Here is a 21,682-nt window from a genome sequence, read left to right on the forward strand (position 1 = left end):
GGGCACCCAAGGACGCACGGATCCCAGCGTACTGGTTCAGGCCGGACGGCTCGCGAGATGATCGCCAGACTTGTGGCGGCGCTCCAGTCGCGCAATCCCGACGAAGGCGACAATCGCACAGGCCCCGAGCGCTGTTGTGATGGTCAGTGACCACAGCGTACCGATATGGGCCATGGCAAACGCCAGCGCAAACGGTGCGGTCGCGGACAGGATCAATCGTGCGGCCATGACCTTGCCCTGCAGCCTGCCGTAGCCAGCGCTGCCAAACAGCATCAGCGGCAGGGTGCCGGTGACGATGCTGAAAAGACCGTTGCCCAAACCGAAGACAACGGCAAACGCCATGGCGCCTGCCACCGACGGAGCGGTAAGGGTGAGGATCAATACACCCCCAGGGATCAACGTGGCGGCAATCGTTGCCAAAGCCAGCGGCGGCAGATTGCCGCCGAGCATCATATTGGCAAACCGGCTCAGCACTTGTGACGGACCAAACAGCGTGCCGACAATGGCGGCCGTGGCCCCAAGGCCAAGACCCGACAGCAGCGGCACCATATGCACCAGGATCGCCGCACTGACGAGAGATTGCAAAGAGAACCCCACCACCATCAGCTTGAACCCGAACTGCCGGACGTCCGGGCTGAGGCACCCTTCGACGACTTGCGCCGTGCCGTTCTGTTTCTGCGACTTCCCCTGGGCAAGGCCGTAGGACAGCCAGGCGTGCAGAGGCAGGCAGACGAGCAGATTGAGCCCGGCAAACACCAGGTAGACATTCTGCCAGGACAGATGGGCGTGCAGAGCCGTTGTGATGGGCCAGAAGATCGTCGAGGCGAAGCCGGCGATGAGGGTCAGATAGGTGATGCTGCGCTGGGCGGTGCGGGGGCTTGCCTGCACCAGCAGCGCAAAGGCCGCGCCATATTGTACGAGATTGGCGGCGATCTCGATCACGATCAAAGCGGCGACGAAGCCGCTCTTGCCCGGCGCATAGGCACAAGCGACCAGCGCTGCCGCGGCAATCGCGGATCCGGCCGTCATCACCCGTCCTGCGCCAAAATGATCAATGGCCCGGCCGAGCCAGGGACCGGTCAAGCCGCCCAGAAGAAGTGCCGCCGAAAGTGCGGCAAATATCCACTCCGTCGACCAGTTCAGGTCTCGCGCCATATCGGGTGCAAGAATGCTGAAGCTGTAATAGAGAGTTCCATAGCCGATGATCTGGGTGAGGCCCAGGGCAAGGATAGTGCCGATCGGCGGCCGCTCGCTCATATCGACTTCAGATCCACGCGCTGTTCGAGCTTTGCGGCCTCTTCCTTCCTCTCGCTATAGCGGTCTGTGAGGTAGTCGGACGCATCGCGGGTCAGCAGTGTGAATTTGACCAGTTCCTCGCAGACATCGACGACGCGATCATAGTAGGCCGAGGGTTTCATGCGGCCATCCGTGTCGAACTCCTGCCATGCCTTGGCAACCGACGACTGGTTCGGAATGGTGATCATCCGCATCCAGCGACCGAGAGTGCGCAACTGATTGACCGCGTTGAAGGACTGCGAGCCACCGGAGACCTGCATGACGGCGAGCGTCTTGCCCTGCGTCGGTCGCACCGAACCGGTCGTGAGGGGGATCCAGTCGATCTGCGCTTTGATAATGCCGGTCATCGCACCGTGCCGCTCGGGGCTGACCCAGACATGGCCTTCCGACCAGAGAGAAAGCGCGCGCAATTCCTGAACCTTCGGATCCGTATCCGGTGCGCCATCTGGAAGGGGCAGACCTTCGGGATTGAAGATCTTCACCTCGCATCCAAGGTGCTCGAGGAGCCGTGCTGCCTCTTCCGCCAAAAGACGGCTGAACGAAATCTTCCGCAGCGATCCATAGAGGATCAGGATCCGCGGCTTGTGCTGCGAATAGGGTGGTCGAAGTGCCTCAAGGTCGGCCTGGGGAATGAGATCAAGCGAGGCGGCTGGCAGATCAGCCATTTGGATACTCCATCGGATGAGATTGAAACGTTCGCATTTGAGTCTGCTATGACCCAGACCCGGCGAGTTCTGTAGGCCCGCAACCGGCGTCGGATTGGCCCGAACAACAGTTCTCCATCAGGAAATGGGCGAGGCCGTTGAGGGTCTCGAAATTCGCGCTGTAGACGATGGAGCGTGACTCCCGCTGAGCGCTGATCAGGCCCGCATGTTCCAGTTCTTTGAGATGAAAGGAAATGTTGGAAGGCGACACGTTCACAGCTTCGGCAATCATACCCGCCGCCAGTCCGCCGTGGCCGGCGACGACGAGCTTGCGAATGACCTGCAGTCGGGTCTGCTGTGACAGTGCGCCGAACGCATCAAGGACCTGTCGCTCGTTCACCAGTTCATTCCTTGTCCAATAGTGACCAGGCGCGGGCGCTTGCCCGGCCTTCAAAGCCCTGTAAAGGCTATAGAACAACAATTATTCAAGACTTCAAGGATTATTGAAATATTGGTCGAAAACAATCTCCGTTACGAAGTCCGCGCGCTCGATCCCATAGCTCCATTCGGTCTCTCAAGCTGGTCGCAGGGTAGGGGCCGAGCTTTATAAAACCAAGGCTTGAAGCCGCAATGAAGCTCGCGTTCCGAACGGCTGTCCTGTCGCGTGGACGCCAAACCGTTCGGACGCTTTCCAATCAGCCTAGCGGGCTGGCGGAAATTCCAGCTTCTTTACGTCGTAGCCGAGTTCGCTCGCCTTGCGCACCATGCGGTTGAGCTTGGATTTCGATGGTACGGTTCGCGAATAGATCCACAGGTCCGACATCGACGGGTTGGCGCTGATGAACCAGGATTTATCCGGCGATTTGTAGAGCACGCGGTAGGTGAAGGTGATGAGCAGTGGATAGCGGACGCGCATCGTTGCGTTCGTCGTTCCGTAATCCTGAATCTTCCCGGTTCCATTGATTGTTTTAAGGCGCCCGGTTGGAGTATCGACACGACAACCGTCTTCGACCATGACCGTGTCAGGCGTTTTGCCCTTGCGGTAGGTGGAATAACCGGCAACACAGCCGTCGGTCAGGAACATCGGGGTCCTCCCGATTTCCAGCCATGTCCCCTGGTAGTGATCCGGCCCGACTTTGACGACATCGGGAGCGGCGAGGGCCTGCGATACGACGCCGATCGCGAAAAGGCATGTGATAAAGTGCAAGCTGAGATGTCTGATAAGATTGTGCATATGCTCATCCTGTCGGTTGCCGATCCCGCGTGATCTCGAGGCAACCGTACTCCCCGCGGAAGTACTCGCTGTTGCCAAACGGAACCACACATCAGCCGCATCCAGGGTCGCCGAGACATGCGCCACAGGCACAACCAGTTTGTTTGCTGGCCAACGATGTGGATCTATGGCTGCGACGGGCAAAATCAAGCGCGTTGCCACGCGCGAACAACTGCTCGGCTGGTCTCGATCCAATGGCGCGGCTTATCGGGTTGGCCCTATCGCTTGGTAAGCAAGATTGCTGCAAAGGGCTCCGAGTTGACGTTCGTGAGAGGTTGACTTAGGAGGGGCCGCCGTGACGCTTGATGTCCTCGTCTTGCCCCTGTCACAGCGTTGCTGCGATCAGACCTGCCTCGTGGACATCCTGTGGCCAGACCATCATAAAGCCGCGCCAGTGCAGGCGTTTGACAAGCCGGATTTTACACCATGAGTGCCCAACCCGAAGTCGCTGGTTTTTACGACGCGCGTAGCGGCAGCATCCAGTATGTCGTAAGCTGCAAGGCCACGAAGAAATGCGCCATCATCGATCCGGTTCTCGACTACGACGAGAAATCCGGAAGCACGGCCACGCGTCACGCCGATGCGCTCCTTTCACATATCCAGATGCAGGGACTGGACGTCGCGTGGATCCTCGACACGCATCCCCATGCAGACCATCTCACCGCAGCAGCATACCTCAAGTCGAAGACCGGCGCGCCGACCGCGATCGGCGCCGACGTGGTCAAGGTCCAGGCGCTATGGAAGGACATCTACAATGCGCCGGCGATGCCAACCGACGGATCCCAGTGGGACCGGCTGTTTTCGGATGGCGACCGGTTCATGATCGGTGAGATCGAGGGCCGCGTCATGTATTCGCCCGGCCACACACTGGCATCGATCACGTATCTGGTCGGTGATGCGACCTTCATCCACGACACGCTGTTCATGCCCGACAGCGGTTCGGCCCGCGCCGATTTTCCCGGAGGCAGCGCTGAAGATCTGTGGTCGTCGATCGAGGCAATCCTGAACTTGCCCGACGACACCCGGCTGTTCACCGGCCACGATTATCGTCATGGCGGGCGGGAAGCGCTCTGGGAGAGCACCGTCGCGCAACAGAAGGCGCAGAACATTCACCTCCGGTCAGGGCGTGACGAGTTTATCCAGTCCCGCATCAGCCGTGACAAAACGTTGCCGTTTCCGAAACTGATGCTGCATGCCCTGCAGGTCAATCTGATGGCAGGAGAGCTGCCGCCAAAGGAGGCGAACGGCGTGAGGTACCTGAAGATCCCGATCGACGCCTTCCCTGTGGCGGCCTGGTAAGACATTTTGTCGGCGCCAAGCGCAACCTCACGAAATAGTGCGGCCGTAGGCGGTTTGATGCTTTTCAGAAGGGGATAATGTTTGCATATTGTCTCGGCAGACGACGATACAGTCGTCGGCAACCCTCGGTATAGCTTGGAGGAGCGATTACATGAAGCGGACGTGGCCTGAGGAATTTGACTTCATACTGGATGGGGCTGAGGAGGTTTCGCTGGAGGTTCCAGTGGCCCGCAAGGGAGATGTTTCGCAGGGCGAAACGGTAACGCGCCATGCTCTTAAGGTCCGTCTCACGCAACAGGATTACGAACGTGTCTGGCCGTTGGCGGAAACACGCTATCGTCTTGGCGGTAGCCGTACTGGCAAAGCGATCACGCTGATCGCCAACAATCCGCACTACCAGCAATGGCACCCGGCCGACGGAGGTTCGGACGCAGGCGATGCCGAGGGCGGCCGATCCTATGCGACCCGCTATGTGGTCGTGTTCTTCCTGCTCGACGAAGTGCGAGAGACTGCAGACGCCTGACCTCTTGAGATCGCAGCCGGCCTAGAAACCCGACTGCACATGAGAGAAAATCTCGACAACGAGAAGATTGAGTTGGCCGCCTATGAACGGGGCGGCCACTGCCAGCGCTACAAAGACAGCAACAATTTTTGGCGCAAAGCTCAGCGTGCTTTCCTGGACCTGCGTGAGAGCCTGGAAAAGGCTGATAACCAGGCCGACTGCCATCGCGGTGAAAACCGCGGGCGCTGAAGCAAGGAGCATTGCCCAGACAGAGATCCGCAGGATCTCCAACGCGTCTGCTTCTGTCATTTCACACCAGCATTGAATGTATATTGGGCGGCGAGACCGCGTTTCGTATCTGCCTTAATACAGATTCGGCGGTTATCAGAGTTAAGTATTGTTAAGATGCGTAAAACGTCTGGACTGCGATAAAATAACGTACAATTTGCGTATTGAAGCAGAGACGTAATGCGGAGATGCTTAGCCACCGCAGCTTATATCTTGCTTGTATTACTTCTCGCTTATGTGGCGCCGGACTCGGTTCGGTCCATGAAGATACGCGATTTTATTCAATGGTGGTTGGAGGCGTTATGGACATCGGTCTGTCGGGAGAAGTTCTTCCCTTCGATGAGGGCGACGCCGCCGATCTACTGAAGGTTATGGGGCACCCCGCACGGTTCAAAGTCCTCTGTCTGGTGCAGGATCGGGAGCGCGACGTGCGTTCACTCGCAAAGGCGGTGAATCTCAGCCAATCGGCACTCTCTCAACATCTGAAGATTCTCAGGGACGCGAACCTCGTCTCGGCGCGTCGACAAGCGCAGACGGTTTTCTATCGCTCCCACGAGGAAGGTGTCCGCCAGGTTCTTGACTGTATGCAAAGCATATTCTGTCCAGTCGCAGAGACTCGCGATGCTGTGGCGGTTGCCTACGCTTAGACCCTACGAAATGACCTCGACGATGTCCCAGCTCTCTTCTGTCAATGTCGACCGCTGTCTGAGAATGCCATGAGCACGCTGCCGGTGATAGCAGCGCTCACAGACGGCACGAATTTTAAGGCAAAAACTCGTATTTTTTGCTCTATGCTTGACGATTGCCAGATATAGCCTCGGTCAAACGATGGCGCTGCTTAGATCAAGTTCTGCTACTATAGCATAGGGCGAACTATTAACGGTTTTTTATCCCCTGAATCCTAGATTTGTGGTGCCAGATAGGCGCCGTGGCGCCGCATACCCATGAGGGTTTTATGGCCGTGAAGATCAGGAACAGCCGCCACCTGACAGTCTAACACCTGTTCGGTAGACATCTGGGTTTTTGAGCCCCCTTGCTTGCCCCGCGATGGCTTCGAAGCACGCGCGCCGGTGATGGACTGCGTTCCCGTCAGCAACAGATCGCACTCGCTTTAGCGGGCAGACCAACCATGCCTTGTTACCAAGGGACCGCAGCAGGGGACATACATGAGTACGCAGAAATCAGCACAGGCAACGCTTAACGACCGACTGGACTTCGCTGGTCTTGGTGATCCACAGCGCAGGACACTCGCAGCATTGGCGCCCATCATTAACGGGTCGCTCGATAGCGCGCTCGATGTGTTTTACGCCAAGGTCCGTCATCACCCGGAAACCTCCAAATACTTTTCCGGTGAAAATCACATCACCCAGGCAAAAGGACGACAGGCTCGACACTGGGAAACGATTTCCTCGGCAAAGTTCGACGAAGCCTATGTTGATGAAGTCACCATGATCGGCAAAGCCCATGCAAGGCTTGGGCTTCAACCGCGCTGGTACATTGGCGGCTATGCGTTGATGATCGAGAACATCGTGCGCGCCGTCATCGATAACGAGCTCGGTAGTTTCCTGGTGCGCGGCAAACGCCAGAAGATCGGAGACGACGTAACGACGGTTGTCAAAGCGGCCCTCGTGGACATGGATTATGCGATCTCGGTCTATCTCGACGTCCTTGCGGAAGATAGAGCCAAGGCTGAAGCGGAGCAGGCGACGCTGAAAGCGGAACAAGACGCAGCGCTCTCAGCCCTCGAAAGTGCGTTGAGATCTCTCTCCGGCGGTGATCTGACCCGGCCCTTGGAACAGCCCCTCGCGGTCAGTTTCGACGGGCTCAAGCATAATTTCAACGATTCCGTATCGAGCCTCAACGGTGCTCTTTCCGAGATCTCAAGCACGGTCGGCTTCGTTCTCTCGCAGTCGGCCGAAATCGCCACTGCGACCGACGAAATGGCAAAGCGCACCGAACGGCAGGCCACGGCGCTTGAAGAAACAGCGGCAGCGCTAGAGCAGATCAGTTCAATCGCGCGGCAGTCTCAAACCCGGACGACAGAAGTCCAGGCGGTCGTAACGGCCTCTGCAACAGAGGCAGCAACGTCCGGAGAAATCGTAGAGCAGGCCGTCAAGGCGATGAGCGACATTGTCGAGTCATCCAAACAAATGAACGACATCATTAGTGTCATCGACGAAATCGCGTTCCAGACGAACCTCCTCGCACTCAATGCGGGGGTCGAAGCAGCCCGTGCCGGTGACCAGGGGAAAGGCTTTGCGGTGGTGGCGCAGGAGGTGCGGGAGCTCGCGCAACGCTCAGCCCGGGCCGCCAAGGAAATCAAGGATCTCATCTCGAGATCTTCTCAGGATGTCGCGCGCGGCGTCGATCTTGTGAACACAACGGGCAAGGCATTGAGAAGCATCGGCAGACAGGTGCAGACGATCGACGAACACATGGTATCGATTGCCATGTCGTCGCGCGAACAGGCGACTGGGATAGCTGAAATCAACTCTGCCGTGGGCAGCATGGATACGATCACGCAGCAAAACGCTGCCATGGTGGAAGAGACGTCTGCGGCGACGATAAAACTCTCCAACGAGGCCGAGAGACTTTCCGAGCTTGTCGCCGGGTTCAAAACGACGCCAAGCGCGGTAGGGCAAAGCAACGGTCGGGCGCATGCGCCTGCAGCTTCGCCTACGCGACAAATGATCCAGTCGCTTCCTGGCAAACTACAGCGGTCGAAGGCGGCCAATGAAGGCTGGTCGGAATTCTGAGCATGGCGACCCGGTACGCCACATCATGAGGGTAGTTTTGTGAAAATGCTGATCGCAATACCACTCGCACTGCTGGCTGCCGGGCTCTCCACCGCACAAGCGCTCGATAAACTGATCCTTTTGGTCAGGAGGAATCTTGGGCACCTGGACATCGGCAATACGGCGCAGTTCGATCTGGTATTGCTCACGTTGATTGCGGGTCGTCGAGGGTATCGGTCAAGACAGCAAGCAGCCGGGGCCGAATGGACAGAGATGACGGAAGTCGTCGAGTTTGTGACTCGTATTGTGGACGCAAACCTAGCTGGAGGTTCTTCATCCGCGAACCTCTCCATCGGGCGAGGTTGAGGCGAGGGAATGATGACAGACAGAAACTGCGACATGCAATATCGGGTGGATCTGCGGTTCTTGCCGTCACCGGCCGTCCTGCTGTGGCAATCCCCTATAGTGAATAAGGGTTAGGCCGATGCTCTCGGATGAACGGGCGGCAGCCTCACTCTTTTCCAGTGTGACACAGGGCGGAGATGGGCTGGACGGAATGTTGCAGACGCTGTTTCACATCTCTCCGCTTGCCTATGCCATTTCGACGGCCGGGCCAAACTCCGTTTATGTGCGGGTCAACCAGGCTTACATGGACCTCGTCGGGATGAACGAAACGGCACTGGTTGGTCGCAAACTGACAGATGTCGGCCTGATCGTCGATGGCTCAGACCGTGTTGCCAGGATCAAACTCCTTGACGAGGTTGGGTATTACTCCGCGCAGTCGGGCAAGATCCGGCATCGTGACGGGCGGGAAATTTCCGTGATGATCTCCGCACGCCGGATCAAGATTGGAAACGACCTCTACGATCTCGAGGCGCTGACCGATGTCACCGAACAGACGAGCGCGCAAATCAGACAGGATGAGGCGTTGCGAGCCGCGGCCGTCACCGATAGCCTGACCGGGCTTCCGAACCGTCTTGGGTTCGAGCAACGGATCGCTCACTTTATCGAAGATCGCGCCAACCATGAGGAGTTCGGGCTCGCAATCTTCGATCTCAACGGCTTCAAGATCGTCAATGACATGCACGGTCACCCGGTCGGGGACGAGTTGCTTGCGGTTATCGGGAAAAGGCTGTTGTCGTCCCTGAGAGCGGGCGAATTCGTCTCGCGGCTGGGCGGTGACGAGTTTGCCCTCCTGTTCCAGTCAGACATGGGAGACAGTGAAATGCAGGAGCAGAGGCTCGCCGTGATGATGGACACTGTGCTGGCCGCCGTCACGATCGGAAGCAAAACGCTGAGCGTCGGTGCGGCGCTGGGTTTTGGCTTTGCAAGCGAGGTCAAGTGGTCGAGAACGGCTCTTGTCGCTCTCGTAGATCGGCGCATGTATCACGCCAAACTGACGCGGCGAAGTATTGCGATCCTCGGGCCGCCGGAGGCCTTGGCAACGGCCAACGGCTGATGCCACTCATGGCGACGTGTAAAGACCCTGCCAGTTACGAACCGGCAGGGTCTGATGTCGTGGTCTAGCGGCGGACAGCCTTGACGTCTTCCGCAGTGACCGGCGGAGCGTCGTTATGCCAGGCCTGGCGCAGGAAGGTGGCAAGTGCTGCCGCTTCTTCGTCGTTCAGGCGGTCGTTATAGCCCTGCATGCGCACGCGCATGGGACGGTCCTTGGTCGAAGGCAGTTCCGCTCCGTGCAGCATGACATCCAACAGGCCCTTTGAAGACTTCGCGGTAACCAGCGAATTTTCGTCAAGCTCCGGGAAGATTTCCGCGGCACCCTTGCCGTTGACAAAGTGGCAGCCACCGCAATTGTCGAGATAGAGGCGGGGACCGAGCGGCATATCCGCTTTGGCTTCCGTCAGCATTTTCTCGGTGTCGGTAACCTCGGCCTTTTCAGGCGCCGCCGAAGGCGTTGCCGGTGCCGTGGAACCGCCAGTGCTGCCGATCTTCTTGAGGTAGGTTGCGATCGCCAGATTGTCCTCGGGCGTCATGTATTGCAGCGAATCGCGCACCACCAGCATCATCTCGCCGGTTGCCGTGGAATGCGCGTTGCGGGCAGTCGTAAGATAGGCCGCCAGCTCTTGGGTAGACCATTTCTGCGGTGCGCTTTGCGGGCCGCGCAGGTCAGGTGCCGTATAGCCGTCGATCTCGCCGCCGGTCAGGAAGGCAGCGCTGCTCTCGTCGGTACCGTCCTGCGCCATCAGCAGGTTGCGCGGGCTGTGGCAGGCGGCGCAGTGTCCGGCGCCCTGCACGAGATAGGCACCACGGTTGAACTGCTCGTCCTGCGAAACAGGTTCAAAGCCAGGCTTGCCCAGCGCCAGCCAGTTCCAGGCGCGAATGCCCCAGCGCTGGTTGAACGGGAAGGACAGTGCCGTTTCCTCGACCTTGTTGGAAACTGCAGGCACCTCGGTCATGAAATACTGGTAGAGTGCCTGGATGTCCTGTTCCGTCAGCTTGCGATAGTTTTCGTAAGGCATGGCCGGGTAGAGATGCGCACCGTCGTTGCGAACGCCGTCGTAGAGCGCCGCGCGGAAATCATCGAGCGTGTAATTGCCGATGCCGGTTTCCTTGTCCGGTGTGATGTTGGTGGCCCAGATCGTGCCCATCGGGCTGTGGATAGGCCGGCCGCCGGCGAAGGGCTTGCCGCCCTCCGCGGTATGACAGGCCATGCAGTCACCGGCCCGCATGGCGTATTCGCCACTGCCCGCCGGTGCTTTGTAATCAGCCGGGAGCTGGGCAACCGCGGCAGTGCGCTGGACCGGCACGAAGATGAAGGCGAGAAGGCCGACGACGCCGAGAACGGCGAGGATAAGAATGACGCGAAGAAAGGTTTTCATCGTTGCGCTCCTCACACCAGTGGCCGCGGATTGGACAGGTACTGCGTCCGGATCGCATGCGCCGCCCAATAGGCCAGGCCGCCGACCATGCCGGTCGGGTTGTACTGGGTGTTCTGCGGGAAGGCGCCGGCGCCCATCACGAAGATGTTGTGCTTGTCCCAGGCCTGCAGATATCGATTGATTGCCGAGGTCTTCGGATTGTCACCCATCACAGTGCCGCCCACATTGTGCGTCGTCTGGTAAGGACGCACGTCGTACATGGCGCCGTCCTTCTTGAAGCCTTCCTGCATTGAGGTCGGGTTCATCGACTTGGCGATCGGCTCCATCTTCGACTTCATGAACTGGGTCATGCGGATGTCGTTCGGCTGCCAGTTAAACGTCATGCGCATCAGCGGACGACCGTGGCGATCCTTGTAGGTCGGGTCGAGGTCGAGATAATTGCCGCGATAGGACATGTGTGAACCGTGCGAGCCGATCGACATCGAGTGGCCGTACCACTCGCCGATGCCCTTCTTCCAGCCGGCACCCCAGGTCGGCGTGCCCGCGGGGAGCGCCATGGAGCGGATCGGCTGACCGTTGGACTGGCCGGCACGCCAGTAGGCACCGCCGATAAAGCCTTCACGACCGAAGTCGATATTGTCCATGCCGAAATCATCGATCGACATGCCGTTGGCACCGGTGCCGATGAACGGATTGAACACCTCGTCCTTGAAGAACATCGTGTAGCCGCCGTTCATCTGGTAGGCATAGCTGCGACCGGTGACGCCTTCGTTCGTTGCGGGATCAAACGGCTGACCGATGCCCGAGAGCAGCATCAGATGGACGTTGTGCAACTGGTAGGCGGCCAGGATTACCAGATCCGCGGGCTGGAACACCTCTTCGCCGGCCTTTTCGTCAAAATAGGTCACGCCGGTCGCGGTTTTGCCGTCGGGCGCCATTTCGATTTTCAACACTTCCGCATGGGTGCGGTATTCGAAGTTCGGCTTGCGCTTCAACGCGTCGAGAATCGCCGTCTGCGGCGAGGATTTCGAATAGTTGTAGCAGCCGTAGCGCTCGCAGAAACCGCAGTGGTTGCAAGGGCCCATCTGCATTCCGTATTCGTTGACATAGGCCTGCGAGGCAATGCCGCCCGGGCTTGGGAACGGGTGACAGCCGGCAGCTTTCGCGGCTTCGGCAAATTTGGCTCCGTCCCAGGTCACCGGCATAGGCGGCATCGGGTATTCGCGCGAGCGCGGTGCCTCGAACGGATTGCCGCCCTCGATTTTCTTGCCATTGAGATTGCCGGCCTTGCCGGAAATCCCCGCGACATGCTCGAACCGATCGAAAAACGGCTCCAGCTCTTCGTAGCTGACGGGGTAATCCTGCAGGTTCATGTCTTCCGGAATGATGCCGGCGCCCCAGCGCTCTTCCACATGCGAGCGCAGACGGTATTCCGAGAGCTGCGGACGCCAGTTCAGGCCGTTCCAGTGCGTCCCTGCACCGCCGACACCGATGCCCGGCAGGAACGAGCCGAGGCTGCGATAGGGCAGGGCAGCTTCATCGACGTTGCGACGGATCGTCAGGGTCGAATTGCGCGGCTTTTGCATCATGCCGAGACGAACGCCGTATTTCAGCTCGTCGATCATGTTCGGATACTGAAAGTCCGGAACGGTGTTCTGGTCATGGCCGCGTTCGAGCGCAACGATCTCCAGACCCTCGTTGGCGAGTTCCATGCCGAGGATCGAGCCGGTCCAGCCGAGACCGACGATGACGACGTCCTTCTTCTTTGCAGTGCGTGCCATCGTTATGCCCTCTCACCGGAAATCGAAACGGGACCGAGCGGGTAGGCGACGTTGTGCTTCAACACCCACTCCTTGTAGCTGCCGCGGGCACCTGGGAAACCGATATATTTCCAGGCCTGCATGCCGTGATTGCCACCATACATCGGGTCTGCGAAGTAGCCCTCCTTGGTGTTCTGCAAGAGGATCGTGAAGAAGTCGCGCAGTTCGGGCTTGATCTTCATCTCGTCTTTCTGGAGGGAGGTCAGGGCCTTGTCCTGAGTTGCGGCGTCAAGCTCGGCAAATATCTTGCCGTGCGTCTGCTGACACCATGCGTCGAACACCGGGATACCCTGCTGATAGATTTGCAGCGGCGTCAAAGGCGATTGCCAGCCGCGGAACGGATGGGCTGCGGCATCGTGCGGACCTTCCATGTACCAGTCTGCCGCCTCACCGAATCCACCGGCCAGTTCCTTGTCGATAAAGACGGGGACGCGGGCCTCGATGGCACCGGGACCTTCGCCTTCGGAGGGAATGAGCCGCGCCGTGGCAGCCATAACGAAGGCCCACTCAGTGGGCTTGAGACAGACCGGCTGGTATTCTTCGATCGGTGGCGGGGCCGGCGGGGTCTCCGCCTTCGCCTGCATCACCACGCCGACGACGGCCGCACTTGCCGCCGAAGCTTTCAAAAAGCTACGGCGGGACGGTAACCCCGGGACATCTCTCATTGTATCGCTCCTTGGTGTCCCGACAGGGGGCCGGAACCGAATAGGCTGGAAACGTGAGGCACCCGTCGCTGCGACATATGGCCTCATTCGTTGCTGACCTTTAAACCCGCAAGGTTTGAGTATGCAATGCTTATGAGGTACGATTTATGAGAAAAATTTTGCGCTAATTAGCGATGATGCCATGCGTGCGCACAAATGCCTACCTCTGCGGGAAGTTCGTGGCTTGCTCGACTTCATCGAGTATTATTATCAATTGTCAATTTGCCGGCGGATCGCTGTCGGCGTTCGAAATTCAGGTGGCGGGATCCGCAGGACCGGTCCGATAAAAAAGGTGGGAGGGACACGGCCGGTTGCCGACGTCAGTGGATTGTCGGTGTTTTGCCGGAATACGCGTCCTGGAGGATCACGATCAGCCGCGAGGCAATAGCCCGTATTTCAGCTTGCTCCGATATCGAGAGATCGGCCTCGCTGCGAGCAAGAGTTTCCAGCGCTGCCGTCGTGTCGTTGACCATCCGGGCGACACCCATCCGGCTGAGCGGGCTGAGGCGCCAGTTCAGATGCCGGATGATACCGGCGAGATCGCCAAGCCGCTGAGCGCTGAAACGCATGTTCCTATCCCGTACTCACTACAATTCAGGACAAGGATGAGCGCTAACCCGTCAAAATTTGGTTACAGCGACTTGGTTACCGCGACGGCGCCAGTACGACCGGAAACGGACGCATAACGACGCGGGCTCTAATTTAGCATTAATCCTTCATTAGTTAGTTGCCTCTAAAATTCGGGTATCAGACCGTCGCGGTCGTGCCGTTGCTTCAGATGGAGGGGGTTCGTGATGAAATTCGAAGTTTGCCTGGTTACCGAAAGTGCTCTCCCATGACTTTAAAGTCTTCTGTCAGCACCCTTTCGGACCTCAACGAGATCGCCGTTCTGCGCAACAAGGCACGCGCAATCGACCGTGCGCAAGCGGTCATCGAATTTGATCTAACCGGCACGGTAAAGAACGCTAACGAGAACTTCCTTTCCCTCATGGGCTATTCGCTGGCCGAGGTGCGTGGCCGACATCACTCCATGTTCTGCGAGCCGGAGATCGTCGAAGCTCCCGAATATGCCACGTTTTGGAGTGATCTGGCGGAGGGCAAGCTCCACGACGGAGAGTTCAAGCGCATCGGACGCGGCGGACGCGAGGTGTGGATCCGGGCGAGCTACAATCCGATCCTCGACGACAACGGCGTGACCATCGGGGTGGTCAAGTACGCGATGGATGTCACAGCGACCAAGTCGGTAGAGGCGGAACTCCTGGGAAAAGTAGCGGCGATCGACCGCGCAATGGCCGTGATCGAATTCGACCTCGAAGGCCACGTCCTCGCAGTGAACGAAAATTTCCTCACCCTGATGGGATATGCTCGGGAAGAAGTCATCGGTCAGCATCACCGGATGCTGTGCGGAGCCGACCAAACCCGAACACCCGCCTACAAGGCATTCTGGCAGAGGTTGGGGCGCGGCGACTATGAGAGCGGAGAGTACCGTCGTCTCGCCAAGGGCGGAAAGGATGTCTGGATCCAGGCGACCTACAATCCCATCTTCGATCTCAACGGCAACCCCTGCAAGGTGGTCAAGTATGCCTATGACGTGACTGCCAGCAAGATCCGGAACGCCGAGTTCGAAGGCAAGGTCAACGCGATCGGCCGGGCCCAGGCCGTCATCGAGTTCGACTTGCACGGCAATATCCTTGACGCGAACGAGAATTTTCTTGCCGCCGTCGGCTACTCACTGGAGGAAGTCCGGGGCAAGCACCACCGGATGTTCTGCGACCCTGCCTTCACGCAGACAGCGGAATACGCTTCCTTCTGGGACCGGCTTGGACGTGGCCAGTTCGAAGGAGGGGAATACCGGCGCCTCACCAGAAGCGGTAACGACATATGGCTTCAGGCGACTTACAATCCGATCCTCGACCTCGCAGGCCGCCCGATCAAGATCGTAAAGTTCGCCTCTGACATCACGCAGGCGAAACTGCGCAACATCGAGTTCGAGGGAAGGGTCGACGCGATCTCGCGGGGGCAGGCGGTCGTCGAATTCGATCTCGACGGACATGTCGTTTCCGCCAACGAGAACTTCCTACGGGTCATGGGATACTCACTTCGCGAAATCATGGGGCAGCACCACAGCATGTTCTGCAGCCAGGATTACATCGTCTCGGAAGACTACCGGGATTTCTGGCTGCGTCTCAACAAGGGTGAATTCTTTTCGGGGCGTTTTGCCCGCGTTGGAAAGTATGGCCGGGAAGTGCACATTCAGGGGATCTACAGCCCGATCGTCAATCTGCGGGGCGAGACGGTGCGCGTGGTGAAGTATGCCAGCGACATCACCGATCAGGTCAAGCTCGAGCATGACATCCGTTCGAAATCGCAGCAAATGACCAGCATTGTCGGAGAACTGTCCGGATCGATCGCGGAAATCACCGCTAACACCCGCACGGCCACCACGCTTGCGTCCGAGACGCAGGGCAATGCGGAACAGGGTTCAGAAGCGCTGGGCAGCGCGATCGCGGCAATCGATCTCATCCAGAAGTCCTCCACGGAAATCTCCGATATCGTCAAGGTGATTGGCGAGATCGCCAGTCAGACCAACCTTCTCGCCTTCAACGCGGCAATCGAAGCCGCAAGGGCAGGGGAACATGGGGTCGGGTTCTCGGTCGTCGCGGGCGAGGTCAGGAAACTCGCCGAGAGAAGTTCGGAAGCTGCGCACGAGATATCCAAGCTCATCCAGGAATCGACCATGCGCGTCAACCAGGGAACGGACCGGTCGCAGCATGCGAGACTGGCTTTCGAACGGATCGTCGGCAGCGTGAACAAGACCGGCGAGTCCATCCGGGAGATTGCGCAATCGACGGATGCTCAGCAGCGTGTCTCAAGGACTGTTGTCGAGCTCATCAATGACCTGACGTCATCGACGGCGCAACAGCGCAAAGTGGGTTAACCCATGAACCAGATGGTCAGATCTCTCGCGATGCCGGAAGTGCTGAGAGGCAGTCGCCCTGCAACGCAGCAGTTCGGCCTCCTGCGCATTGGCGAGGCGATGCTTGCCATCAATGTCGAGAATATCCGAGAAGTCGTTCCGGCGCCCGGTGGGCTATCGAATGCAGGCATCGCGGCAACCGGCTTGTGCGGGTTGTTCGAATTGAGAGGCAGCACCATCCCGGTTATGGATATCCGACCGATGCTCGGCCTGCCGGCGACGGAGGCCTACGGCGCCGTGATTCTGGTCCTGCGGGTAAGACAGAGGCTGATATGCATTTTTGCTGACGAAGTGCGCGGCATCGCGACAGAAGACGTCGCGGCACTCGATGAACTGGGCGTGTCGCGACCCGCTGTACAGGGACCTTTGGTCACGCATTCATTCTTCCACAGCGGAAAGGTAATCTCGGTCCTGGCAGCGGAGCGCATCTTGGCGTTGCCGGGAATTCCGTCGGTGCAAGAGCCAGTCGCGGAGGCGGTCGCAAAGACGAGCTCGAATGCGAAGCCGCTTCTGCTGTTCACGTGCGGCGCGTTTTCTTTCGGCGTTGCGGCCGGGGTGGTCGAGGCCACCGCGCCGACCGCGCAGTTGAAGGATTCGCCGATGAAGACGGAGACCTGCCTCGGTGTCATCGATCATCATGGCACCCAGGTGCCGGTTCTTGATACGCTTCGGGTGCTTGGCATGGGCGTCCTGTCGGAACGCAAGCAGTCGTCCGTCCTCGTCCTGCGTTACCCCGACGACCGGCTGCTGGGCTTTGCGCTCGATACCGTCGTCGATATACGGCCGATACCGTTGGGCGACATTATGGCGATGCCTGATAATGCCGTAGAGACCGGGTCTGTTCTCAGCGGTGTCTATTCCGTCGACGGACGGACATTGTTTCTCGTCCTCGACGAGCGCACAATGATGAGTGACGATGTCCTGCTGATGTTTTCGCGACTTTCATCCACCAAGCCCAAGACAGCGGCGGCCGGTCGAGCGCCGGGGCAGCGCGGAGACGCGTTGCTGCCATACTTGGTCTTCAGAGCAGGGGGAGACATGGCAACGCCGGTTGCCGATGTCCGGGAGATCGTCGAGATGCCGGAAGACTACGTTTCGTTGAACAATGTCGGACGCGGCACGATGGGCCTGTTTGTCCACCGTGGCACAGCTATCCCTCTCATCTCCCTTGCCAGACGGCTCCGGTTGCCTGCAGTTCCTCCCGGCCAAGAAGGTCGCGTTCTGCTCGTGTCGGACGGCCTCAAGACGACTGGCCTGGTGGTCGACAGTCTGGCACGGATCGAAATGGCCTCGAAATGTGCGACAGGACCGGACGCTACGGACTCCAGCGGGTTCGAGCACCGGATCCTGGGAGACTTCATGGTTCGGTCAGCGGACGGGCGGCTCCTCCCATATATCGACCTCAGAAAAGCCCTCGCTTGAAAGAGCCCGACTGTTGGTTGCAAAATCCAAGGTTGAGTCTTTACCTTTTGTTAACGCTGAGACGCCAAAACTCGTGTTGTCGATCTTCCAACGGATTCTGATATGCCCGTCAGCGCGCTTTCCATTCTTGATCCAAACGCTCTCGACGACTATTGCGACCTGCGTTCGGTGCCGAAGCATCGTCATTTCGGAAAAAACGACATCGTTGACCGCCTGCGGTTGGCGGTTCCATTTGACTACATCTCCATCAGCGGTCTCGACGTCGACCACTACAGGTTCGGTCAGGGTTTTTCGATCGACACCGACATGCCTCCTGCATTCCTCGACGCCTATGACGCGGATCGCCTCTATCTGACCGACCCGTTCGTGCTAGCCGCGAAGGCCTCGAACGTGATCGTGGTCGAGAGCGAGGTCTACGCGGAAACTCCGCCGCCGCAGAGGCTCGTTTACCTCCAACGAACCTTCGGCCTGCACAACCGAACGCTTATCCCGATCCTCAGGAACGATGTCATTTACGGAGCGATCTGTTTTTCCCGCTCGACACCGTTTGACGAAAAAGAGTTGATCTTCCTTTCGCTGGTAGCGGAATCCATTCACACGGCTGTCACCAAGCCGCTGATGGATCGCTTCGCTGCCCACCAGCTTCGGCTTTCCAAGGGTGAAATTGCCTGCCTGACCCAGGCCAGTCTTGGGCTTACGAGCGAGGCGATTGCGGTCGCGACCGGATACCAGAACGATACGGTCAACAGTTACATAAAGTCGGCCGTGAAGAAGATCGGCGCGACCAACCGAACGCAGGCCATTGCCGAAGCCATACGCCGCCGGCTCATCGCCTGATCGCATCGCCGTAGCTAAAAAGCGATCTGCCACAGGGCGCGGTCATCTTTCCGACCGTAAGCGCCTGAGGCAACAGCAAAGAAGTAAGAATTGAGCGATACGTCTCGTAACGTCTCTTTCTACTCCAATTCTCATTTCAAGATTCACCTAATATAAATGCCTCCGCCCTAGAATTAAGGCGTCCACAGCGTTGAACACGCAATCGGCATGACGCCGATCTGGGAGGAGCGCAGGGTGTATTCCACCACGCATGCCCCGATGGGACGCTGGCCAATAGGCACCCCCCGTTTTGACAGCTTGTCGCGCGCGCCGCGAGTCTACTTCGTATCTTGGAGTTTCAAGTGATAAACCGCATCATGATCGCAGCCGTCATTGTCGCCGGCGCGCTGCTTCCTCTTCAGGCGACGGCGCTTGACTTGCCGAAAGGCAAGGTGGTGCTTACGGTGACTGGCACCAAGCTCGATCATCCCAACGTCGGTGGCAAAGCCCAGTTCGACATGCCTATGCTCGAAGCCCTTGCGGGCCGCACGGGTGAAATGGAGACCCCCTGGACCGAAGGCGTGGTCAAGTTCTCCGGCCCGCTTCTGCGGTCTGTACTCGAGGCAGCGGGGGCCCATGGCAACAAGCTCAAGGTCATTGCGCTCAACGATTATGCCGCTGACCTGCCGATGGAAGATGCAACCTCGCTCGACACAATGCTCGCCACGCGCATGGACGGCAAGCTGATGTCTGTCCGCGACAAGGGCCCGCTCTTCCTCGTGTATCCTTTCGATAAGGACCAAGGTCTGTTCAACGAGAAATACTTCTCCCGGTCGGTCTGGCAGATCAAGGATATCGAGGTCGCTGAATGATCACTGCCGCCCAGCAGAGTGGCGATATCATCCGGAAAGCCAGCAAGGCGACCGTCGTGCTGCAGTGCTTTGCCGTGTTGCTGTTGCTGGGCCTCGTTTTTCTGTTTGCCGATATCTCAAGGAAATACTCCGCCCTGCAGGACGGCATTCGCGAGAATGCTTTGTGGTCCGTCTACCAGCTCGACCGGGAAGCGCGCCGGTTGCACGAGACCCTGCACATCATGCTCGTTGAAAACGACCTGACTCCGGAGCGCATCAAGGCTCTCGGGACGCGCTACGACATTCTGTACTCGCGAATGAACATTCTCGACAAAACCTCGTTCGAGACAAAGTTCAAGCTGGATGCGGCTGTTGCCGAGCAGGTCACTGCCATTCGCGACGCGGTGTTCGGTCGCAGCGCAGTTTTCGACAGACTGGCCGCAGGCGACCCCGTGGATCCGGTGCAGCTAGAGACAGCAGATTCAGAGTTTGAGAGGCTGGTAGAGAATACGGAAAAACTGCTTCTCTATACGAACAGCACCGTCAGCATCGAACGGGCTGAGGCTCGGGACGCAGTCCTTGACCTTCAGATGAAATCGGCGGGTCTCGTCGCACTTCTTGTCTGCTGCGTGGTATTCCTCATTCTTACGCTGCGACGTCAGCTCAAGTCAGTTCAGCTTGCCGGTCTCAGCCTGGAGGCGATTTCGAACCAGCTGAAGGAGTCATATCTCGCGGCGGAAGCCGGGAACCGCGCCAAGTCCCAGTTCATGGCGACGATGGGACACGAGATCCGCACACCTTTGAACGCCATTCTCGGAACTGCGGAACTACTGGAGTTGTCTCCCCTACCGCCGTCAGTTGCCCCTGGCCTGCAGACCATCAGGCGTTCTGGTCAGGCTCTTCTCGAAATCATCAACGAAATCCTCGACTTCGCAAAGATCGAACACGGAAAACTGGACGTCGAGACCCGCGCGGTTGACGTTCGGGCCGTCGTCACAGCCACGGTCGAAATGGTACGAGACAGGGCAACTGAACATGGAAATCGCATTGCGCTGGAACTGCCGACCTCGTTCACCACGCCGGTCATATCATCGGACCCCACCCGTCTGCGTCAGGTTCTTCTCAACCTGTTGAGCAACGCCATCAAATTCACGAGCGAGGGCACCGTCACGTTGCGCGTGCTGGAGATTGGCGAGCCGCAAGACGCACAGCTGAGGTTTGAGATTGAAGATACAGGCATCGGGATCGACGGTGAAGGTCTTGGCAAGCTATTCCAGCCGTTCTCGCAGGTCGATGCGTCTATCAGCCGGAAATACGGTGGTACGGGACTGGGACTGACCATCTGCAAGCAGATCGTAGAGGCGCTGTCGGGAACAATAGGTGTCAACAGCCGCAAAGGCGAGGGCAGCATCTTTTGGTTCGTAATCCCTGCCAACCCGGCCGAGAAGGGTCTTGTCGACGCCTTGGCGGCAAAGGCTGCGCCCCAACAGTTTCAGGCATGGAATATCCTTCTTGTCGAGGACAACGTGATCAATCAGCAGGTCGCGGCCGGGTTTCTCGCCCATCTCGGCCAGTTGGTCACGATCGCGAACGACGGGCTGGAAGCCGTCAAACTGGCGGAGACGACCCGCTTCGATCTCGTCCTCATGGACATGCAGATGCCGAGGCTGGACGGCATAGAGGCTACCAAGCAAATTCGCGCTTCCAACGGCCTTAGCCGGAATGCTCCCATCATCGCCATGACCGCGAATGCTTCTGACGACGACAGGCGGCTTTGCGAGGAGGCGGGGATGACGGGGTTCCAGTCGAAGCCGGTCTCGATGCATCAGCTTCGGGGTATCATCGGGTCTCTGGAGGCGGCTGCGGAAACTGCTGTGGAGCCTGTCCAAAGTCCGAGCATCGATAACGCGTTCGAAACCCGGCGGTTGGAGATCGTGGAAGCACTGGGCGAAGAGACGTTCGACGAACTCCTGTCGAGCTTTTTCGAAGACGCAAGCCTACTCCTCACAGATCTTCACTCCGCCTTGGCCGTCAATGACCACCGTCATACCGATCATCTGCTGCACACTCTGAAGGGCGCAGCAAGCAGCGTCGGTCTTCAAGACGTGGCTGACCGGTCTCAGGACCTCCGTCATGCATCAATCACCCAAACCGTACTTGCAGACCTTGAAGACACAGTCACCCGCTACAGGCAGCTCCTTGTCGCATAAGGGAC

20 protein-coding genes are annotated in these 21,682 nt (G+C 58.6%); 11 read left to right on the forward strand and 9 right to left on the reverse strand.

Annotation, left to right across the window (positions count from 1 at the left end):
- Positions 1–36 precede the first annotated feature (36 nt).
- The 4 genes from arsK to IFT66_RS17995 all read right to left on the reverse strand — a co-directional run bounded on the left by arsK (position 37) and on the right by IFT66_RS17995 (position 3,174).
- Positions 37–1,257, reverse strand: coding sequence for an arsenite efflux MFS transporter ArsK (gene arsK / locus IFT66_RS17980; RefSeq protein WP_192078418.1), 1,221 nt, complete (start codon positions 1,255–1,257; stop codon positions 37–39).
- A complete protein-coding gene (gene arsH, locus IFT66_RS17985) occupies positions 1,254–1,961 on the reverse strand; it encodes an arsenical resistance protein ArsH (RefSeq protein ID WP_192078419.1) in 708 nt (235 codons plus the stop codon). The genes arsK and arsH overlap by 4 nt, the downstream gene beginning before the upstream one ends.
- 46 nt (positions 1,962–2,007) lie before the next feature.
- Entirely contained in the window at positions 2,008–2,340 is a 333-nt protein-coding gene (locus tag IFT66_RS17990) for a metalloregulator ArsR/SmtB family transcription factor (protein WP_192078420.1), read from the reverse strand.
- A gap of 300 nt (positions 2,341–2,640) precedes the next feature.
- On the reverse strand, positions 2,641–3,174 hold the full coding sequence (locus IFT66_RS17995) for a lipocalin family protein (RefSeq protein ID WP_062459829.1): 534 nt from the start codon (positions 3,172–3,174) through the stop codon (positions 2,641–2,643).
- A 465-nt stretch (positions 3,175–3,639) separates the two neighbouring features.
- Between IFT66_RS17995 and IFT66_RS18000 the strand changes: the two genes are divergently transcribed.
- Positions 3,640–4,512, forward strand: coding sequence for an MBL fold metallo-hydrolase (locus IFT66_RS18000; RefSeq protein ID WP_192078421.1), 873 nt, complete (start codon positions 3,640–3,642; stop codon positions 4,510–4,512).
- A gap of 151 nt (positions 4,513–4,663) precedes the next feature.
- Positions 4,664–5,035, forward strand: coding sequence for a hypothetical protein (locus tag IFT66_RS18005; RefSeq protein ID WP_062459825.1), 372 nt, complete (start codon positions 4,664–4,666; stop codon positions 5,033–5,035).
- A gap of 21 nt (positions 5,036–5,056) precedes the next feature.
- Here IFT66_RS18005 and fliQ read toward each other — a convergent pair whose 3' ends face one another.
- Positions 5,057–5,323 (reverse strand): flagellar biosynthesis protein FliQ, encoded by a 267-nt coding sequence (fliQ, locus tag IFT66_RS18010; RefSeq protein WP_192078422.1) that lies wholly within the window; start codon positions 5,321–5,323, stop codon positions 5,057–5,059.
- Positions 5,324–5,604: 281 nt separating this feature from the next.
- On the opposite strand from fliQ, the gene IFT66_RS18015 reads away from it, so the two are divergent.
- The 4 genes from IFT66_RS18015 to IFT66_RS18030 all read left to right on the forward strand — a co-directional run bounded on the left by IFT66_RS18015 (position 5,605) and on the right by IFT66_RS18030 (position 9,496).
- Positions 5,605–5,949 (forward strand): ArsR/SmtB family transcription factor, encoded by a 345-nt coding sequence (locus IFT66_RS18015; RefSeq protein WP_192078423.1) that lies wholly within the window; start codon positions 5,605–5,607, stop codon positions 5,947–5,949.
- Between the two features lie 519 nt (positions 5,950–6,468).
- Entirely contained in the window at positions 6,469–8,058 is a 1,590-nt protein-coding gene (locus tag IFT66_RS18020; protein ID WP_192078424.1) for a globin-coupled sensor protein, read from the forward strand.
- A 39-nt stretch (positions 8,059–8,097) separates the two neighbouring features.
- The gene (locus IFT66_RS18025; RefSeq protein ID WP_192078425.1) at positions 8,098–8,403 is read left to right on the forward strand and encodes a hypothetical protein; all 306 of its coding nucleotides are present in this window, start codon (positions 8,098–8,100) and stop codon (positions 8,401–8,403) included.
- 118 nt (positions 8,404–8,521) lie between these two features.
- Positions 8,522–9,496 carry a GGDEF domain-containing protein gene (locus tag IFT66_RS18030; RefSeq protein WP_192078426.1) on the forward strand — a complete coding sequence of 325 codons (975 nt, stop codon included), beginning with the start codon at positions 8,522–8,524 and terminating at the stop codon, positions 9,494–9,496.
- A 64-nt stretch (positions 9,497–9,560) separates the two neighbouring features.
- Here the strand turns inward: IFT66_RS18030 and IFT66_RS18035 are convergent, their stop codons facing one another.
- The 4 genes from IFT66_RS18035 to IFT66_RS18050 form a co-directional block, all read right to left on the reverse strand.
- Positions 9,561–10,877 carry a cytochrome c gene (locus tag IFT66_RS18035; RefSeq protein ID WP_192078427.1) on the reverse strand — a complete coding sequence of 439 codons (1,317 nt, stop codon included), beginning with the start codon at positions 10,875–10,877 and terminating at the stop codon, positions 9,561–9,563.
- An 11-nt stretch (positions 10,878–10,888) separates the two neighbouring features.
- The gene (locus IFT66_RS18040) at positions 10,889–12,658 is read right to left on the reverse strand and encodes a GMC family oxidoreductase (protein WP_062459814.1); all 1,770 of its coding nucleotides are present in this window, start codon (positions 12,656–12,658) and stop codon (positions 10,889–10,891) included.
- A 2-nt stretch (positions 12,659–12,660) separates the two neighbouring features.
- Entirely contained in the window at positions 12,661–13,362 is a 702-nt protein-coding gene (locus IFT66_RS18045; RefSeq protein ID WP_062577964.1) for a gluconate 2-dehydrogenase subunit 3 family protein, read from the reverse strand.
- Positions 13,363–13,721: 359 nt separating this feature from the next.
- Positions 13,722–13,970: a hypothetical protein gene (locus tag IFT66_RS18050; protein ID WP_062459810.1), complete on the reverse strand. Its 249-nt coding sequence runs from the start codon at positions 13,968–13,970 to the stop codon at positions 13,722–13,724.
- Positions 13,971–14,236: 266 nt separating this feature from the next.
- On the opposite strand from IFT66_RS18050, the gene IFT66_RS18055 reads away from it, so the two are divergent.
- From IFT66_RS18055 to IFT66_RS18075, 5 genes are all read left to right on the forward strand, one after another.
- Complete coding sequence (locus IFT66_RS18055) at positions 14,237–16,339, forward strand: methyl-accepting chemotaxis protein (protein WP_192078428.1); 2,103 nt, start codon at positions 14,237–14,239, stop codon at positions 16,337–16,339.
- Between the two features lie 3 nt (positions 16,340–16,342).
- On the forward strand, positions 16,343–17,800 hold the full coding sequence (locus tag IFT66_RS18060) for a chemotaxis protein CheW (protein ID WP_092663013.1): 1,458 nt from the start codon (positions 16,343–16,345) through the stop codon (positions 17,798–17,800).
- 102 nt (positions 17,801–17,902) lie between these two features.
- The gene (locus tag IFT66_RS18065; RefSeq protein WP_062459805.1) at positions 17,903–18,637 is read left to right on the forward strand and encodes a helix-turn-helix transcriptional regulator; all 735 of its coding nucleotides are present in this window, start codon (positions 17,903–17,905) and stop codon (positions 18,635–18,637) included.
- A gap of 341 nt (positions 18,638–18,978) precedes the next feature.
- Complete coding sequence (locus IFT66_RS18070) at positions 18,979–19,488, forward strand: molybdopterin-dependent oxidoreductase (protein ID WP_342344788.1); 510 nt, start codon at positions 18,979–18,981, stop codon at positions 19,486–19,488.
- Positions 19,485–21,677: an ATP-binding protein gene (locus IFT66_RS18075; protein WP_192078429.1), complete on the forward strand. Its 2,193-nt coding sequence runs from the start codon at positions 19,485–19,487 to the stop codon at positions 21,675–21,677. The genes IFT66_RS18070 and IFT66_RS18075 overlap by 4 nt, the downstream gene beginning before the upstream one ends.
- Positions 21,678–21,682: the final 5 nt, after the last annotated feature.

Source organism: Rhizobium sp. CFBP 13726 (assembly GCF_014841925.1).
Lineage (GTDB): Bacteria > Pseudomonadota > Alphaproteobacteria > Rhizobiales > Rhizobiaceae > Neorhizobium > Neorhizobium soli.

What these genes read in the sequence shown, in the direction of transcription:
- arsK (WP_192078418.1), bottom strand. Translation starts at nt 1,257, where the DNA reads ATGAGCGAGCGGCCGCCGATCGGCACTATCCTTGCCCTGGGCCTCACC.
- arsH (WP_192078419.1), bottom strand. Translation starts at nt 1,961, where the DNA reads ATGGCTGATCTGCCAGCCGCCTCGCTTGATCTCATTCCCCAGGCCGAC.
- IFT66_RS17995 (WP_062459829.1), bottom strand. Translation starts at nt 3,174, where the DNA reads ATGCACAATCTTATCAGACATCTCAGCTTGCACTTTATCACATGCCTT.
- IFT66_RS18000 (WP_192078421.1), top strand. Translation starts at nt 3,640, where the DNA reads ATGAGTGCCCAACCCGAAGTCGCTGGTTTTTACGACGCGCGTAGCGGC.
- IFT66_RS18005 (WP_062459825.1), top strand. Translation starts at nt 4,664, where the DNA reads ATGAAGCGGACGTGGCCTGAGGAATTTGACTTCATACTGGATGGGGCT.
- fliQ (WP_192078422.1), bottom strand. Translation starts at nt 5,323, where the DNA reads ATGACAGAAGCAGACGCGTTGGAGATCCTGCGGATCTCTGTCTGGGCA.
- IFT66_RS18015 (WP_192078423.1), top strand. Translation starts at nt 5,605, where the DNA reads ATGGACATCGGTCTGTCGGGAGAAGTTCTTCCCTTCGATGAGGGCGAC.
- IFT66_RS18020 (WP_192078424.1), top strand. Translation starts at nt 6,469, where the DNA reads ATGAGTACGCAGAAATCAGCACAGGCAACGCTTAACGACCGACTGGAC.
- IFT66_RS18030 (WP_192078426.1), top strand. Translation starts at nt 8,522, where the DNA reads ATGCTCTCGGATGAACGGGCGGCAGCCTCACTCTTTTCCAGTGTGACA.
- IFT66_RS18035 (WP_192078427.1), bottom strand. Translation starts at nt 10,877, where the DNA reads ATGAAAACCTTTCTTCGCGTCATTCTTATCCTCGCCGTTCTCGGCGTC.
- IFT66_RS18040 (WP_062459814.1), bottom strand. Translation starts at nt 12,658, where the DNA reads ATGGCACGCACTGCAAAGAAGAAGGACGTCGTCATCGTCGGTCTCGGC.
- IFT66_RS18045 (WP_062577964.1), bottom strand. Translation starts at nt 13,362, where the DNA reads ATGAGAGATGTCCCGGGGTTACCGTCCCGCCGTAGCTTTTTGAAAGCT.
- IFT66_RS18050 (WP_062459810.1), bottom strand. Translation starts at nt 13,970, where the DNA reads ATGCGTTTCAGCGCTCAGCGGCTTGGCGATCTCGCCGGTATCATCCGG.
- IFT66_RS18055 (WP_192078428.1), top strand. Translation starts at nt 14,237, where the DNA reads ATGACTTTAAAGTCTTCTGTCAGCACCCTTTCGGACCTCAACGAGATC.
- IFT66_RS18060 (WP_092663013.1), top strand. Translation starts at nt 16,343, where the DNA reads ATGAACCAGATGGTCAGATCTCTCGCGATGCCGGAAGTGCTGAGAGGC.
- IFT66_RS18065 (WP_062459805.1), top strand. Translation starts at nt 17,903, where the DNA reads ATGCCCGTCAGCGCGCTTTCCATTCTTGATCCAAACGCTCTCGACGAC.
- IFT66_RS18075 (WP_192078429.1), top strand. Translation starts at nt 19,485, where the DNA reads ATGATCACTGCCGCCCAGCAGAGTGGCGATATCATCCGGAAAGCCAGC.